Origin of the sequence: Bordetella genomosp. 1 (genome assembly GCF_002261335.1) — a bacterium.
Taxonomy (GTDB): domain Bacteria; phylum Pseudomonadota; class Gammaproteobacteria; order Burkholderiales; family Burkholderiaceae_B; genus Bordetella.
The window spans coordinates 950,886-965,279 of the sequence record NZ_NEVL01000001.1; the positions used below are offsets into that span (position 1 = coordinate 950,886).

Consider the following 14,394-nt stretch of genomic DNA (forward strand, 5'->3'; position numbering starts at 1 on the left):
CGGCCCCCGCGGGCCGCGTCGGAATCAACGAAAAGGGGGTTCAGGCCAGCCGTTCGATCGGCTGGTCGGTGATGGCGTCGATCAGGGCGTCGAGCCGACCTTGCGCCAGCGCCAGGCCGGGCGCGAGATCGCGCAGGGGGCGCAGCACGAACGCGCGCTGGTGCATGCGCGGGTGCGGCAGCACCAGGCGCGGGTGCTCCAGCGTCACGCCCTCCACCAGCAGCAGGTCCAGGTCGAGCGTGCGCGGCGCGTTGCGGTAGGGGCGCTCGCGGCCGTGGGCCAGCTCCAGCGCCTGCAGCACGTCCAGCAGGGCGAGCGGCTCGAGCGTGGTGTCGAGCGCGGCGACGGCGTTGACGAAGTCCGGGCCCGAGGCCTCGACCGGCGCGCTGCGATAGAAGGGGGAGAGGCGCACGCCGGCGATGCCCGGCGTGGCGCCCAGTTCGGCGGCCACGCTGCGCAGCGTGGCGGCGCTGTCGCCCAGGTTGGCACCCAGGCCGACGTAGGCCAGCGTCATTCGGCGTCCGGGCGCGGGCCCGAGCGGCGGCGGCGCGGACGGCGCTTGCGCGCGCCGCCAGCGGGGCCGTCGGCGGCCTCGCGCGGCAGGTGCGCGGTGTCTTCGATCATCTCGGCGCGGGTCGCGTCGTCGGCGTTGGCCAGGTCCATCCACCATTGCGCCAGCACGCTGTCGAACTCGCCGGCGGCGGCGCGCAACTGCAGGAAGTCGCAGGCGGCGCGGAAGCGCGGCTGCTCGATCATGCGATAGATGGCCTTGCCTGCGCGGCGCTCGAAGCGCGGCTGCATGAACCAGATCTCGCGCATGTCGGAGGAGAAGCGGCGCTGGATCGCCAGCTTTTCGGTCTGCTCGTCGAGCACCGAATCGGCGGCCTGGATCAGCGACGGAATGGTGTGCTCGCCGTTGGCGCGCATCTGCTTCCAGCGCGTGTCCACCAGTTGCCACAGCAGTGCCGCGAACAGGAAGCTCGGGCTGATGCTCTTGCCGGCGCGCACGCGCGCGTCGGTGCGTTCGAGCGCCAGTTCGACGAAGTGTTCGCCGCCCGGCTGCTCCAGCACCACGTCGAGCAGCGGCAGCAGGCCATGGTGCAGGCCCTCGCCGCGCAGCTGGCGCAGACAGTCCATCGCATGGCCGCAGGTCAGCAGCTTGAGCATTTCGTCGAACAGGCGCGAGGCCGGCACGTTTTCGATCAGCGCGGCCATGGTGCGGATCGGCGCGCGCGTGGCGGTGTCGATCGTGCCGTTGAGCTTGGCGGCGAAACGCACGGCGCGCAGCATGCGCACGGGGTCTTCGCGGTAGCGCTTGATCGGGTCGCCGATGATGCGCACCTGGCGCTTCTTCAGGTCCTGCACGCCCTGGTGATAGTCGATCACCTCCTCGGTGTGCGGGTCGTAGTAGAGCGCGTTCATGGTGAAGTCGCGGCGGGCCGCGTCTTCTTCCTGCGAGCCGAACACGTTGTCGCGCAGGATGCGGCCGTGTTCGTCGGTTTCCTGGTGCTCGGAGGCCGGCGCGCGGAAGGTCGAGGTCTCGATGATTTCCTGGCCGAACACCACGTGCACCAGCTGGAAGCGGCGGCCGATGATGCGGGCGCGGCGGAACAGCGGGCGGATCTGCTCGGGCGTGGCGTTGGTGGCCACGTCGAAATCCTTGGGCTCGAGCCCGACGATCAGGTCGCGCACGGCGCCGCCGACCACGTAGGCCTCATAGCCGTGCTGGCGCAGCACCTCGCAGACCTTGATGGCGTGACGCGACACGTTGCGCCGGTCGATCCCGTGACGGTCGCGCGAGATGCGCTGCGGGCCGCCTCGGAGGGCAGGGCCGAACAGACGTCCGACGAATTTTTTTATGGTCTCGGTGATCATTAGGACTTGGCGTCTTCCATGTGGTCGAACAGATCCAGCACTTGCCAGCCGCGTTCGGCCGCAATGGCGCGCAGGCGCGGGCTGGGGTTGGTGGCAACGGGCTGCGTGACCACTTCGAGCAGCGGCACGTCGTTGACCGAATCGCTATAGAAATACGATTCGCTGAAATCGGCAAGCGTCAGGCCGAGGCCGGCAAGCCATTGGTTCACGCGCACCACCTTGCCTTCCTTGAAGGCCGGGGTGCCGTCGATGCGGCCGGTGTAGCGGCCCGCGACGTATTGCGGGTCGGTCGCGATCAGCGTGGGCACGCCGAAGGCGCGCGCGATCGGCGCGGTGACGAAGCTGTTGGTGGCGGTGACCACGGCGCACAGGTCGCCGGCGGCCAGGTGCTTTTCGACCAGTTCGCGCGGACGTGCCTGGAAGGCCGGGCGGATCACCTGCGCCATGAATTCCTCGTGCCAGGCCGCCAGCTCGAACGGCGAGTGCGCCGCGAGCAGGCCCAGCATGAACTCGGCCGCCTGCTCCGCGGTCAGCTCGCCGCGGTTGTACTGATCCATCAGGTCGTCGTTGCGGCGGCGCGCCTGTTCGGGATCGCCGGCCCGGCCGGTGCGGGCCAGGAAGTCGGCCCACTGATAGTCGCTGTCGAGCGGCAGCAGGGTGTGATCCAGGTCGAACAGGGCGATGCGGCGGGAGGTCATGTCGATGAGGAGTCGGGGTCCGCGAGCATGGCCCGCAACAGGGAAGTGGTGATCGGTCGGCCGGTGGCCAGCGAATAACGATCCAGCGCGTCGAGCAGCGCAGCCAGCTTGCGGATGTCGCGCTCGTGGTGCGTGAGCATCCAGTTGATGACTTCGGGCGCCAGCTGCAGGCCGCGGTCGGCGGCCTGGGCCGAGAGCGCCGCCAGCTTGTCGGCATCGGACAGCGGATCGAGGCGGAACACCAGATCCCAGCCCAGCCGCGTACGCAGGTCTTCGCGCAGGGGCAGCGACATCGGCGCCCGGTCGCCGGACACGGCCAGCGCGAACGCGCGATCGGTCGCGGCCGATTCGCGCCAGCGATTGTACAGGGCGAACAGCCCGGCCTGCCGGCGCTCGTCCATGCGGTGCACGTCGTCGACCGCGATGAACTTCGGCATCGGGGCGGTGGAATCGGCCTCGGCCAGCGTGCGCAGCGCCTGCAGGCCGTGCGCGGCGTCGATGTAGATGGCGTCTTCACGCGCCGTCAGGCCCCGCAGCAGATGGCTGCGGCCGCAACCAGCCGGGCCCCACAGATAGATGGCCCGGCCGGCGCGCAACGCGCGCGCGGCAGCCAGGGCCTCACCGTTGGGGCCGGCGATGTAGTTGTTCAGCGAAGGCGCTGGCGCAGGAAGTACGTCAAGCAGCAGCTGGCGGTTCATGAAATGGCGATCAATCGGGCTTCGGCGCGCGGGGCCCGCGGGGAAATCGGAGATCCGCGGCAAAAAGTGGCCTCGCGCGGCCAACCCCGAACTTTAAACCAGGGCGGGCGCGATTGTCGCGCGCGCGCCACCGCGCGCGTGCGGCTGCCCGGGGGAGAATGGGCGGAAAAGCCAGGCAGGACGGGCTTTTCCGGGGTATTCGGCGCTTTCGGCGGCTAACGTCGTAAAATCCCGAAGTCCCACCCAATCCGCAATTGTTACAACTCCACGGTTTCTCCATGACGACTCAACACACCGCCCCTCTGACCTACCGTGATGCCGGCGTCGACATCGATGCGGGCGACGCGCTGGTCGATCGCATCAAGCCCCTGGCCGCGCGCACCATGCGCCCCGGGGTGCTGGCCGGGATCGGCGGCTTCGGCGCGCTGTTCGAGGTGCCCAACAAGTACCGCGAGCCCGTGCTGGTGTCGGGCACCGATGGCGTGGGTACCAAGCTGCGCCTGGCCTTCGAATGGAACCGCCACGACACGGTCGGCATCGACCTGGTCGCGATGAGCGTGAACGACATCCTGGTGCAGGGTGCCGAGCCGCTGTTCTTCCTCGACTACTTCGCCTGCGGCAAGCTGGCCGTCGACACCGCCGCATCGGTGGTGGGCGGCATCGCCCGCGGCTGCGAGCTGGCCGGCTGCGCGCTGATCGGCGGCGAAACCGCCGAGATGCCCGGCATGTATCCCGACGGCGAATACGACCTGGCCGGCTTCGCCGTCGGCGCGGTCGAGAAGTCGGCCATCATCGACGGCAAGTCGATCAAGCCGGGCGACGTGGTGCTGGGCCTGGCGTCCAGCGGCGCGCACTCCAACGGCTACTCGCTGGTGCGCAAGATCATCGAACGCGCCGGCGCGCGCCCCGACCAGGACTTCCACGGCCAGCCGCTGGTCGACGTGGTCATGGCCCCGACCCGCATCTACGTGAAGCAGGTGCTGGCCGCGCTGGCCGCCCACGGCACCGCCATCAAGGGCCTGGCCCACATCACCGGCGGCGGCCTGGTCGACAACGTGCCGCGCATCCTGCAGAACGGCCTGTCGGCCAAGCTCTACCAGGATGCCTGGGAGCTGCCGAAGCTGTTCCAGTGGCTGCAGCAGCAGGGCTCGGTGGCCGACGCCGAAATGCACCGCGTGTTCAACTGCGGCATCGGCATGGTGCTGGTGGTCGCGGCCGACCAGGCCGACGCCATCGCCGCCACCCTCACCGCGCAGGGCGAGACGGTCAGCCGCATCGGCGAGATCGTGACCCAGGAAGACGGCATGGCCCAGACCTTCGTGGTCTGAGGGCGCGCCGGCTGCGGCCGGCCGCAATGACGACGGGCGCCTCGGCGCCCGTTTTTCTTTTGCCGCGCCGGTTCAGGCCGGGTCGAGCAGCGCGGCGGCCGCGTCGATGGTGCGCGCCACCGCGTCGGCGGCGAGACAGTCGATCACGATGCGCTCGGGTTGCGCGCGCAACCAGGTGAGCTGGCGCTTGGCCAGCTGGCGCGTGGCGGCGATACCCTGCTCGCGCGCCTGTTCCAGGTCGATCTCGCCGTCGAGGTGCGCCCACATCTGGCGATAACCCACGCAGCGTATCGACGGCAGGCCGGCGTGCAGGTCGGGGCGCGCGCGCAGGCGCCGCACTTCGTCGAGCAGGCCGGCCGCCAGCATCGCGTCGAAGCGCTGCTGGATGCGGGCGTGCAGGCCGGCGCGATCGCCCGGCTCCAGGCTGATCGTGACGTAGCGGTGCGGGCCGGGCGCGCTGCTGCCGCCGGTGAGCAGCGCCGACATGGGCTGGCCCGACAGGCGGCAGACTTCGAGCGCGCGCGAGATGCGCTGGCTGTCGTTGGGCGACAGCCGGGCCGCCGTCACCGGGTCGAGCCGCGCGAGGTCGGCGTGCAGGGCGGGCCAGCCGCGCGCCGCCGCCTGGGCCTCGATGTCGGCGCGCAGCGCCGGGTCGGCCTGCGGCAGGTCGTCGAGCCCGTCGCGCAGCGCCTTGTAGTACATCATCGTGCCGCCGGCCAGCAGCGGGATGCGGCCGCGCGCGCGGATCTCGTCGATGAGGCGCAGCGTGTCGTCGCGGAACTCGGCCGCCGAGTAGGCCTCGGCGGGGTCGCGGATGTCGAGCAGGTGCTGCGGCACCCGCGCCTGTTCGGCCGGCGACGGCTTGGCCGTGCCGATGTCCATGCCGCGATAGATGGTGGCCGAGTCGACGTTGATGATCTCGAGCGGCCAGCGCTCGGCGAGCGCCAGCGTGGAGGCGCTCTTGCCGGCCGCGGTGGGGCCGGCCAGGCACAGGATGGGCGTGGGATCCATGGCGGCCGGCTCTACTGGCCGCGCAGGAACAGCTTGTCGAGGTCGGAGATCGACCATTGCACCCAGGTGGGCCGGCCGTGATTGCACTGGTCGGCGCGCTCGGTGGCTTCCATCTGGCGCAGCAGCGCGTTCATTTCCTCGATCGTGAGCTTGCGGTTGGCGCGCACCGAGCCGTGGCAGGCCATGGTGGAGAGCAGCTCGTTGCGCTGCTCGGTGAGCAGGCGCGATTCGCCGACGGCGGCCAGGTCGCGCAGCACCGCCTGCGCCAGGCTCTCGATGTCGCCACGCGCCAGCAGGGCCGGCACGCTGCGCACCGCGATCGAGGTCGGTCCCGACGGACGCATCTCGAAGCCCAGTTCGGCGAGCTGCTCGGCATGCTCCTCGACCAGCGCCACGTCTTTTTCCTGCGCATGGAAGACCACCGGCACCAGCAGGTCCTGGCGCGGCAGCGCGCGCGCGTCGAGCGCGCGCTTGAGCTGTTCGTAGACCACGCGTTCGTGCGCGGCGTGCATGTCGACCAGCACCAGGCCGCGCGCGTTTTGCGCCAGCACATAGATGCCGTGCACCTGCGCCAGCGCCATGCCGAGCGGGTGTTCCTCGTCGGCCGGCAGGGCGGCGGCCGGCGCGCCCGGCGGGGCGGCGGGCCGCGGCGCCGCGGCGCTGGCGGGCGCCTGCCAGGCAGCCACGGGCGGGGCGCCGGCCGATTCCTCGGCCAGCGGCCGGTACAGGCTCTGCCAGTCGCGCACCGGCACGCCCTCGGGCTCGGCCAGCCGGAACGGCACCTGGCTGTGCGCGGGGCGCGGCGCCGGGGCGGGGGAGAGATCGTAGGCGGGGCGCGGGCCCGCCTCGCCTCGGGGCGCCGCGGCAAAGGGGGCCGTGGCCGCGGCGGGCGCGGCGGCGGACTCGGCCTCGTTCTCCGGGGTGGCCACGGCGCTGGCGCCGCCGGTCTGGGCCAGGGCCTGGCTCACCACCTGGTTGACGAAGCGGTGCACCGCGCCGCTGTCGCGAAAGCGCACCTCGCTCTTGGCCGGATGCACGTTCACGTCGACCGCGGCCGGGTCGATGTCGAGATACAGCACATAGGCCGGCTGGCGGTCGCCGTGCAGCACGTCGGCGTAGGCCGAGCGCAGCGCGTGGCTGACCGTGCGGTCGCGCACATAGCGGCCGTTGACGTAGAGGTACTGGCGGTCGGCGCGGGCGCGTGCCGCGGTGGGGCGCGTCACCATGCCGATCAGGCCGATGGCGCCGAAGCGCGTGTCGACCGGCAGCGCCTGGCTGGCGAACTCGCCGCCCAGCACGTCGCGGATGCGCTGGCCGTGATCGGCCGGCAGCCACTGCTTCTGCGCGCGGTCGTGGTGGAACAGGCGGAACGCGATCTCCGGATGGGCCAGCGCGATGCGCTCGAGCGCGTCGACGCAATGGCCGAACTCGGTGGCCTCCGCGCGCAAGAACTTGCGCCGGGCCGGCACCGAATCGAACAGCTGCCGCACGTCCACCGTGGTGCCGACCGGGCCGGAGGCGGGCGAGACCTCGCCGCTCGAGCCGTCGATCTGCCAGGCGTGCTCGCCGCTGCGGGTGCGCGAAATGATGGCCAGCCGCGCCACCGAGGCGATCGAGGCCAGCGCCTCGCCGCGAAAGCCCATCGAGGCCACGGATTCGAGCTCGTTGAGCGAGCGGATCTTGCTGGTGGCGTGGCGCGCCACGGCCAGCGGCAGCTCCTCGGGCGGGATGCCGCTGCCGTCGTCGGTGACCGCGATGCGGCGGATGCCGCCGCCCTCCAGCCGCACCTCGATGGCGCGGGCGCCGGCGTCGATGGCGTTCTCGAGCACCTCCTTGAGCACGGAGGCCGGGCGCTCGATCACCTCGCCTGCGGCAATCTGGCTGATCAGCAGGTCGGGGAGCTGGGCGATGGAACGGCGTTCGGACATGGGCGGTGTGGGACAGGCCGCGCGGAACGCGGCGGCAGAATCGGCAGATTGAACGATTTTAGCGCTGCCGGGAGGGGGCCGGGCCTGGGCTATAGTGAGACCCCCAAACGGGCGGCGCATCGCCCAACGAGATGGCATATGGAATTTCTGAACATGGTGCTCCACATCGACCAGAGCCTCGGCATCTGGATCGAGCAATATGGCGCGTGGGTGTACCTGGTGCTGTTCATGATCGTGTTCGCCGAAACCGGCCTGGTGGTGCTGCCGTTCCTGCCGGGCGACTCGCTGCTGTTCATCGCGGGCGCGTTCGGCGCCACGGGCGGGATCGACCCGGTCTGGATGGCGGTGCTGCTGGTGATCGCGGCCGTCGCCGGCAACAGCGTGAACTACGCGGTGGGCCGCGCCCTCGGGCCGCGCGTGTTCACAATGAACATCCGTTTCCTGGACCGCGGCGCGCTGATGCGCACCCACATGTTCTACGAGAAGCACGGCGGCAAGACCATCGTGATGTCGCGCTTCATTCCGGTGGTGCGCACCTTCGCGCCGTTCGTGGCCGGCGTGGCCGAGATGCCCATGGGCCGCTTCCAGTTCTTCAACATCAGCGGCGCGCTGCTGTGGGTGGTGGGCCTCATCACGGCCGGCTATTTCTTCGGCAACATCCCCATCGTGAAAGACCACCTCAACACCATCGTGCTGCTGGGCCTGGCCGCGGCCATCGTGCCGCTGATCGTGGCCGCCGTGGTGCGGCTGTGGCAGCGGCGCGGCGGGCAGCCCAACCGCTGAGCCGCGCGCAGGACATAAAAAAATCGGGCATCGCCCGATTTTTTTATGTCCTGCGCCTCAATCGGCCGCGTCGTCGCGATACAGGCGCAGCCGTTCGGCGGCGTTGCGCAGGTGGCGCTCGGCCGCGGCGCCCGCCGCCTGCGGGTCGGCGTCGGCAATGGCGCTGTAGATGGCCTGGTGTTCGCGCTGCACGTCGGCCATGCGCTGGGCATACATGTGGGCGGTGTTGCGGCGCGCGCTGCGGATCACGTGGCGCACGCTGCCTTCCAGGTATTCGTTGAGCGCGACCAGGTGCGGATTGTGGGTGGCCTGCACGATGGCCTGGTGGAAGGCGTAGTCCTCGTCGTCGCCCAGCTTGTCGTTGAGCACCGCGTATTCCATGCCGACCAGGCCCTGGCGGATGCGCTTCAGGTCGTCGTCGCTGCGGCGCTGCGCCGCGTAGCGCGCCGCCGTGGTCTCGATGGCCAGCATCAGCTCGAGGATGTGCTCGAGCTCCTGGTTGTCGCTGGGCGACACGGCGGCAATGCGGAAGGCGTTCTTGCGCGCGGCCGCGTCGACGAACACGCCCCGACCCTGCTGCGAGGTCACCAGGCCCTCGGATTTCAGGCGCGCAATGGCCTCGCGCACCACCGCGCGGCTCACGCCGTGGGTCTCGACCAGCTCGCGCTCCGTGGGCAGGCGGTCGCCCGGCGCGAGCACGCCCTGGTGGATCTGGTCGGCCAGCAGCGCCGCCAGGTCGGCGGGCAGCGACGGACGCGCGGACGTCGGATCAGACGGGTGCGAAGCAGCGGTCATGAAGCGTGTGAGCCCGGTCAGGAGAGATAGATGCCGCCATTGACCTGCAGCGTTTCGCCGGTGACGAAGGCGGCCAGGGGCGAGCACAGGAAGGCGATGGCGCCGGCGATGTCTTCGGCGCTGCCATGGCGGCCGAGCGGTGTGCTGGCCAGCAGCTGCGAGCCCTTCTGGCCCAGCAGATCGCGTGTCATGGCAGTGGCGATTATACCGGGCGAGACCGTGTTGACCCGCACGCGCGGCGCCAGTTCCAGGGCCAGGCTGCGCGCGAACGACAGCACCGCGCCCTTGGTGGCGGCATAGGCCGCGTGGGCGTGGCTGCCGCGATGCGCGGCCAGCGAGGCGAGCAGCACCACCGCGCCCTGGTCGCGCAGCGCGCCCTGCGCGGCGCGGCACAGATAGAAGGTGCCGTTCAGGTTGATGCCCATCAGACGCTGCCAGTCGGCATCGCTCATGTCGCGCACCAGCGCCTCCGGATAGACGCCGGCGCAGTGCACCAGGTGATCGATGCCGCCGAAGCGCGCGCCGCATTCGCGCACCGCGCGGTCGCAATCGGCCGACGACGACACGTCGCCCACCACGGTGAGCACCGGATTGCCGTGCGCGGCCAGCGCGTCGGCCGCGCCCGCCAGGCGCGCCGCGTCGAGGTCGAACAGGGCCACGGCCGCGCCGTGGGCGGCCATGAGATGCGCGGTGGCCAGTCCGATGCCGGTGGCGCCGCCGCTGATGAGCACGGTCTTGCTTGCGAACGAAATCACGTTTGTCTCCGTGGATGGCCGGTGGCCGATGGCGAGGCCGCGAAATTTGTCGTTGACAGGCTTGCGGCGCCGCTCTGATAATTTGTCTGACAACAAATATAACTCATCAGACAAGTGGCGAAAAGCCATGCCGGCAGCCCGCAGAGAGGGTCACCCTCCCGGCGCCGGGGTTGAGGTTGGAGACAAGATGCATGCACCGTATGGGACCGATCCCGGCCTCGAGGGCCGGGTCGTCGTCATCACCGGCGCCGCGCGCGGCATCGGCCGCGCCTGCGCGCGGGCCTACGCCACCGTGGGCGCCCGGCTGGCCCTGCTGGATCTCGACGCGGCCGCGCTCGAAGCGGCCTGCGCCGAGCTGCGCGGGCAGGGCGCCGAGGCGCTCGCGCTCACCGCGTCCGTGACCGACCCCGAGGCCGTCGCCGCCGCGTTCGCCCGGGTCGACGCAGCCTACGGCGCGGTCGACGTGCTGCTCAACAACGCGGGCGTGTCGGCCAACAAACCCTCGCTCGACGTGACGCCCGAGGAGTGGCGCCGCGCCGTGGACATCAATCTGAACGGCGCGTTCTATTGCGCCCAGGCCGCCGGCCGCCGCATGCACGCGCAGGGCGCGGGCGTGATCGTGAACATGGCATCGATGTATGGCGTGGTGGCCGCGCCCGATCGCGCGGCCTACTGCGCCACCAAGGGCGCGGTCGTGATGCTGACGGAATCGCTCGCGCTCGAATGGGGGCCGCTGGGCATCCGCGTCAACGCGCTCGCGCCCGGCTACATCGACACCGACCTGCTGCGCGACCTGTCCGCGCGCGGCCGCGTCGACCTGGAACGCCTGAAGGGCCGCACGCCGCTGCGCCGTCTCGGCAGCGCCGAGGAAATGGCCGCGCTGGCGGTGTTCCTGGCCTCGCGCCAGGCCGCATACCTCAACGGCCACACCCTGGTGGCCGACGGCGGCTGGAGCCGCAACGCCTATCTCTGAGACCTCACGGAGCCTTGCACGTATGTCCCGTTATGAAGCGCTGGCGCCGGCGGCGCCGTGGCGCACCCTGATCGCCGAAGATTCCGATTGGCAGGCCGCCGATCCCGCGCTGCTGGCCGCGATGTTGACGCAGCTGCACTGGATCCGCGCCTTTGAAGAGACCGTGCTCGACCTGGCCGCCGCCGGGCTGGTGCACGGCCCCGCGCACTCCTCGATCGGCCAGGAAGGCGGCGCCGTCGCCTCCGTGCTGGCGCTGGGGGCGGGCGACCAGATCAACGGCTCGCATCGCGGCCATCACCAGTTTCTGGCCAAGGCGCTGCAACACGCCGCGCCCGACCTGAGCCCCGCGGCGCCGCTCACGCCCGCGATCGACACGGTGCTGCAACGCACGCTGGCCGAGATCATGGGCCTGGCGCAGGGCTATTGCCGCGGCCGCGGCGGTTCGATGCACCTGCGCTGGCTCGAGGCCGGCGCGCTCGGCACCAACGCCATCGTGGGCGGCGGCGTGCCGCTGGCCGCGGGCGCGGCCTGGGCCCATCGTCATGCCGGCACCGACCGCGTCGCCGTCACGTACTTCGGCGACGGCGCCATCAACATCGGCTCCGTGCTGGAGTCGATGAACCTGGCGGCCGCGTGGAAGCTGCCGCTGTGCTTCTTCGTCGAGAACAACCGCTACGCGGTCTCGACCACGGTGGACGAGGCCACGGCCGAGCCGCGCCTGTCGGCGCGTGGCCTGGCGTTCAACATCCCTTCCTGGCACGTCGACGGCATGGACCCGCTCGCCACCCATCTCGCCATGCGCGAGGCGGTGGCGCACATGCGCGCCGGCCACGGCCCGACCCTGATCGAGGCGGACGTCTATCGCTTCTTCCACCAGAACGGCCCCTTCCCGGGCAGCGCGTTCGGCTATCGCAGCAAGGAAGAGGAAGCGTCGTGGCGCGCCCGCGATCCGCTCGATCATCTGGCGCGCCGCATGGTGGCGCGTGGCCTGATCGACGAGGCCGGCATCGCCGCGCTGCGGGCGCAGTGCAAGCAGGTGATGGACGAGATCGCGCAACGCCTCACCGAGGCGCTGCCCGACGGCAAGCGCCGCGTGCGCGCCGAGCTGTGGCCCAGCCCCGACTTTCGCGACGTGGGCCTGCGCAGCGACGCGTCGGAGTTCGACGGCATGCGCGTGCTGGAGGCCGCGGCGCACCCGGGCGCCACCGTCGAACGCAAGCTGGTGGACGCGGTCGCCGACGTGCTGGATCGCCGCATGGAGACCGATCCCGGCGTGGTGGTGCTGGGCGAAGACGTGCACCGGCTCAAGGGCGGCACCAACGGCGCGACGCGCGGCCTGAAGGACCGCTACCCCGATCGCGTGCTGGGCACGCCGATCTCGGAAAACGCCTTCGCCGGTCTCGGCGGCGGGCTGGCGATGGATGGGCGCTACCGGCCCGTGGTCGAATTCATGTACCCCGACTTCATGTGGGTCGCGGCCGACCAGATCTTCAATCAGATCGGCAAGGCGCGCCACATGTTCGGCGGCGACATCGACGTGCCGCTGGTGCTGCGCACCAAGGTGGCGATGGGCACCGGCTACGGCTCGCAGCATTCGATGGACCCGGCCGGCATCGTCGCCACCGCGCCCGGCTGGCGCATCGTGGCGCCGTCCACGCCGCACGACTACATCGGCCTGATGAACACCGCGCTGCGCTCGCGCGATCCGGTGCTGGTGATCGAGCACGTGGATCTGTACGCCGCGAGCGGCCCGATTCCCGAGGGCGACCTGGATTTCCACATCCCGTTCGGCCGCGCCGCGGTGCGCCGCAGCGGCCAGCGCGTCACCGTGCTGACCTATCTCGCGATGGTGGCCAAGACGCTGGCGGCGGTCGAGGCGTCGGGCATCGACGCCGAGGTGATCGACCTGCGCACGCTGGACCGCGCCAGCCTCGACTGGGAAACCATCGGCGCGAGCGTGCGCAAGACCAACAACGTGCTGATCGTGGAGCAGGGCGCGCGCGGCACCTCGTATGGCGCGATGCTGGCCGACGAGATCCAGCGCCGCCTGTTCGACTGGCTCGACCAGCCGGTCAAGCGCGTGACCGGCGGCGAGGCCTCGCCCAGCATTTCCAAGGTGCTGGAGCGCGCGGCGTTCGCGGGCGAGGAAGAGGTCGCGGCCGGACTGCGCGACGTGCTGGCCGATCTGGGAGAGCAGGCATGAGCATCGCGTCGAACCCGATTGGCGCTCTGCGCGCAGGAGGCATGCGCCATGGCTGAACTGATCAAGCTGCCCGCCGTGGCGGCCGACAGCGCGGGCGGCGCGCTGGCGCAGTGGCTCAAGCAGGAAGGCGATACCGTGCGGGCCGGCGACGGCCTGGCCGAGATCGAGACCGACAAGGCCATCGTCGAAATCAACGCGGAGCAGGGCGGCGTGCTGGCCCGCATCGTGGTGCCGGCCGGGCCGGCGCAACTGGCGGTCAACACCGTGCTCGGCGTGATCCGCTTCGCGGGCGAGAGCGACGCCGACGTGGCGCGCGCGCTGGCCGAGGCCGGCACGGCCGTGGCCCCGCAGGCGCCAACGGCGGCCCAGACGCCGGCGCCCGCCGCCACGGCAGCGGCCCCGGGCGTGGTTGCGCCCGCAACGACTCCGGCCAGCGCCGCACCCGCCAGTTCCGCCGAACCCGCCGAGTCCGCCGGGTCTGCCGAACCCGGCCGCCAGCTCGCCAGCCCGCTGGCGCGCCGGATCGCGCGCGAGCTCGGCGTGGACCTGGCCGGGGTTTCCGGCAGCGGCCCGCGCGGGCGCGTGGTCAAGCGCGACGTCGAGCATGCGGCAGCGCGCGGCGCGGCCGCGCCGGCGGCGTCTCGGAATGCAGCCAACCCAGCCGCCACGCGCCTTCCCCACAGCAACATGCGCCGCACCATCGCGCGCCGCCTCACCGAGAGCAAGCAGGCGGTGCCGCACTTCTACCTCACGGTGGACTGCCGCATGGATGCGCTGCTGGACCTGCGCGAACAGGTCTGCCGCCAGGGGCCGCGCAAGGTGTCGGTGAACGACTTCATCGTCAAGGCCGCCGCGCTGGCCCTGGTCGAGGTGCCCGAGGTGAATGTCTCGTGGGAGCCCGACGCGCTGTTGCGCCACGCCAGCGCCGACATCTGCGTGGCGGTCGCCACCGAAGGCGGACTGACCACGCCGGTGCTGCGCAACGCGGAGCGCAAGTCGCTGGTCGAGCTGGCCGGCGAGATCGCCGAGCTGGCCGGGCGCGCGCGCGAACAGCGCCTGCGGCCCGAGGAATACAGCGGCGGGTCGATGACGATCAGCAACCTGGGCATGTACGGCGTGCGCGAGTTCGCCGCCATCATCAATCCGCCCCAGGCCGCCATCCTCGCCGTGGGCGCGGCCGAGCGCCGCGCCGTGGTCGACGACGACGGCGCCGTGACGGCGGCGCGCATGATGACGGTCACCCTGTCGGCCGACCATCGCGCGGTCGATGGCGCGGTGGCGGCGCGCTGGCTGGCGGCCTTCCGCCAGCTGGTCGAAGCGCCGCTGCGCATCCTGCTCTGAGGCCGC

Annotated in this window: 13 protein-coding genes; 5 read left to right on the top strand and 8 right to left on the bottom strand. The window is 71.2% G+C overall.

Going from position 1 to position 14,394, the window contains the following annotated elements; all coding sequences use genetic code 11:
• Window positions 1–40 precede the first annotated feature (40 nt).
• From CEG14_RS04370 to hda, 4 genes are read right to left on the bottom strand one after another with little or no spacing between them, the layout of a single operon-like run.
• Window positions 41–514 carry a 2-amino-4-hydroxy-6-hydroxymethyldihydropteridine diphosphokinase gene (locus CEG14_RS04370; RefSeq protein ID WP_094825098.1) on the bottom strand — a complete coding sequence of 158 codons (474 nt, stop codon included), beginning with the start codon at window positions 512–514 and terminating at the stop codon, window positions 41–43.
• Window positions 511–1,875, bottom strand: coding sequence for a polynucleotide adenylyltransferase PcnB (gene pcnB / locus CEG14_RS04375; RefSeq protein ID WP_094825099.1), 1,365 nt, complete (start codon window positions 1,873–1,875; stop codon window positions 511–513). Before pcnB ends, CEG14_RS04370 begins: the two co-directional genes overlap by 4 nt.
• A complete protein-coding gene (locus tag CEG14_RS04380) occupies window positions 1,875–2,573 on the bottom strand; it encodes an HAD family hydrolase (RefSeq protein WP_094825100.1) in 699 nt (232 codons plus the stop codon). The genes pcnB and CEG14_RS04380 overlap by 1 nt, the downstream gene beginning before the upstream one ends.
• Window positions 2,570–3,271, bottom strand: coding sequence for a DnaA regulatory inactivator Hda (gene hda, locus CEG14_RS04385; RefSeq protein WP_094825101.1), 702 nt, complete (start codon window positions 3,269–3,271; stop codon window positions 2,570–2,572). The genes CEG14_RS04380 and hda overlap by 4 nt, the downstream gene beginning before the upstream one ends.
• Before the next feature lie 278 nt (window positions 3,272–3,549).
• Here hda and purM point away from each other — a divergent pair, with 278 nt between their 5' ends.
• A complete protein-coding gene (gene purM, locus CEG14_RS04390; protein WP_094825102.1) occupies window positions 3,550–4,599 on the top strand; it encodes a phosphoribosylformylglycinamidine cyclo-ligase in 1,050 nt (349 codons plus the stop codon).
• Window positions 4,600–4,671: 72 nt separating this feature from the next.
• On the opposite strand, the gene miaA is transcribed toward purM, so the two are convergent.
• Both miaA and mutL read right to left on the bottom strand, forming a co-directional pair.
• Window positions 4,672–5,610 (bottom strand): tRNA (adenosine(37)-N6)-dimethylallyltransferase MiaA, encoded by a 939-nt coding sequence (gene miaA / locus CEG14_RS04395; protein ID WP_094825103.1) that lies wholly within the window; start codon window positions 5,608–5,610, stop codon window positions 4,672–4,674.
• Window positions 5,611–5,621: 11 nt separating this feature from the next.
• Window positions 5,622–7,538: a DNA mismatch repair endonuclease MutL gene (mutL, locus tag CEG14_RS04400; protein ID WP_094825104.1), complete on the bottom strand. Its 1,917-nt coding sequence runs from the start codon at window positions 7,536–7,538 to the stop codon at window positions 5,622–5,624.
• A gap of 138 nt (window positions 7,539–7,676) precedes the next feature.
• Here mutL and CEG14_RS04405 point away from each other — a divergent pair, with 138 nt between their 5' ends.
• Window positions 7,677–8,321, top strand: coding sequence for a VTT domain-containing protein (locus CEG14_RS04405; RefSeq protein WP_255032094.1), 645 nt, complete (start codon window positions 7,677–7,679; stop codon window positions 8,319–8,321).
• A 57-nt stretch (window positions 8,322–8,378) separates the two neighbouring features.
• Here the strand turns inward: CEG14_RS04405 and CEG14_RS04410 are convergent, their stop codons facing one another.
• Window positions 8,379–9,116 (bottom strand): FadR/GntR family transcriptional regulator, encoded by a 738-nt coding sequence (locus CEG14_RS04410; protein ID WP_094825105.1) that lies wholly within the window; start codon window positions 9,114–9,116, stop codon window positions 8,379–8,381.
• Window positions 9,117–9,133: 17 nt separating this feature from the next.
• Window positions 9,134–9,871: an SDR family NAD(P)-dependent oxidoreductase gene (locus CEG14_RS04415; RefSeq protein WP_094825106.1), complete on the bottom strand. Its 738-nt coding sequence runs from the start codon at window positions 9,869–9,871 to the stop codon at window positions 9,134–9,136.
• Window positions 9,872–10,058: 187 nt separating this feature from the next.
• On the opposite strand from CEG14_RS04415, the gene CEG14_RS04420 reads away from it, so the two are divergent.
• Genes CEG14_RS04420 through CEG14_RS04430 form a run of 3 tightly spaced genes read left to right on the top strand, consistent with a single transcriptional unit; the run spans window position 10,059 to window position 14,388 of the window.
• Window positions 10,059–10,844 (top strand): SDR family NAD(P)-dependent oxidoreductase, encoded by a 786-nt coding sequence (locus CEG14_RS04420; protein ID WP_094825107.1) that lies wholly within the window; start codon window positions 10,059–10,061, stop codon window positions 10,842–10,844.
• A gap of 22 nt (window positions 10,845–10,866) precedes the next feature.
• Complete coding sequence (locus CEG14_RS04425) at window positions 10,867–13,047, top strand: alpha-ketoacid dehydrogenase subunit alpha/beta (protein ID WP_094825108.1); 2,181 nt, start codon at window positions 10,867–10,869, stop codon at window positions 13,045–13,047.
• 48 nt (window positions 13,048–13,095) lie between these two features.
• Window positions 13,096–14,388, top strand: coding sequence for a pyruvate dehydrogenase complex dihydrolipoamide acetyltransferase (locus tag CEG14_RS04430; protein ID WP_094825109.1), 1,293 nt, complete (start codon window positions 13,096–13,098; stop codon window positions 14,386–14,388).
• Window positions 14,389–14,394: the final 6 nt, after the last annotated feature.

Bases quoted from the DNA above. Each gene is read 5' to 3' on its own strand.
- CEG14_RS04370 (WP_094825098.1), bottom strand. From the start codon at position 514: ATGACGCTGGCCTACGTCGGCCTGGGTGCCAACCTGGGCGACAGCGCC.
- pcnB (WP_094825099.1), bottom strand. From the start codon at position 1,875: ATGATCACCGAGACCATAAAAAAATTCGTCGGACGTCTGTTCGGCCCT.
- CEG14_RS04380 (WP_094825100.1), bottom strand. From the start codon at position 2,573: ATGACCTCCCGCCGCATCGCCCTGTTCGACCTGGATCACACCCTGCTG.
- hda (WP_094825101.1), bottom strand. From the start codon at position 3,271: ATGAACCGCCAGCTGCTGCTTGACGTACTTCCTGCGCCAGCGCCTTCG.
- purM (WP_094825102.1), top strand. From the start codon at position 3,550: ATGACGACTCAACACACCGCCCCTCTGACCTACCGTGATGCCGGCGTC.
- miaA (WP_094825103.1), bottom strand. From the start codon at position 5,610: ATGGATCCCACGCCCATCCTGTGCCTGGCCGGCCCCACCGCGGCCGGC.
- mutL (WP_094825104.1), bottom strand. From the start codon at position 7,538: ATGTCCGAACGCCGTTCCATCGCCCAGCTCCCCGACCTGCTGATCAGC.
- CEG14_RS04405 (WP_255032094.1), top strand. From the start codon at position 7,677: ATGGAATTTCTGAACATGGTGCTCCACATCGACCAGAGCCTCGGCATC.
- CEG14_RS04410 (WP_094825105.1), bottom strand. From the start codon at position 9,116: ATGACCGCTGCTTCGCACCCGTCTGATCCGACGTCCGCGCGTCCGTCG.
- CEG14_RS04420 (WP_094825107.1), top strand. From the start codon at position 10,059: ATGCATGCACCGTATGGGACCGATCCCGGCCTCGAGGGCCGGGTCGTC.
- CEG14_RS04425 (WP_094825108.1), top strand. From the start codon at position 10,867: ATGTCCCGTTATGAAGCGCTGGCGCCGGCGGCGCCGTGGCGCACCCTG.
- CEG14_RS04430 (WP_094825109.1), top strand. From the start codon at position 13,096: ATGGCTGAACTGATCAAGCTGCCCGCCGTGGCGGCCGACAGCGCGGGC.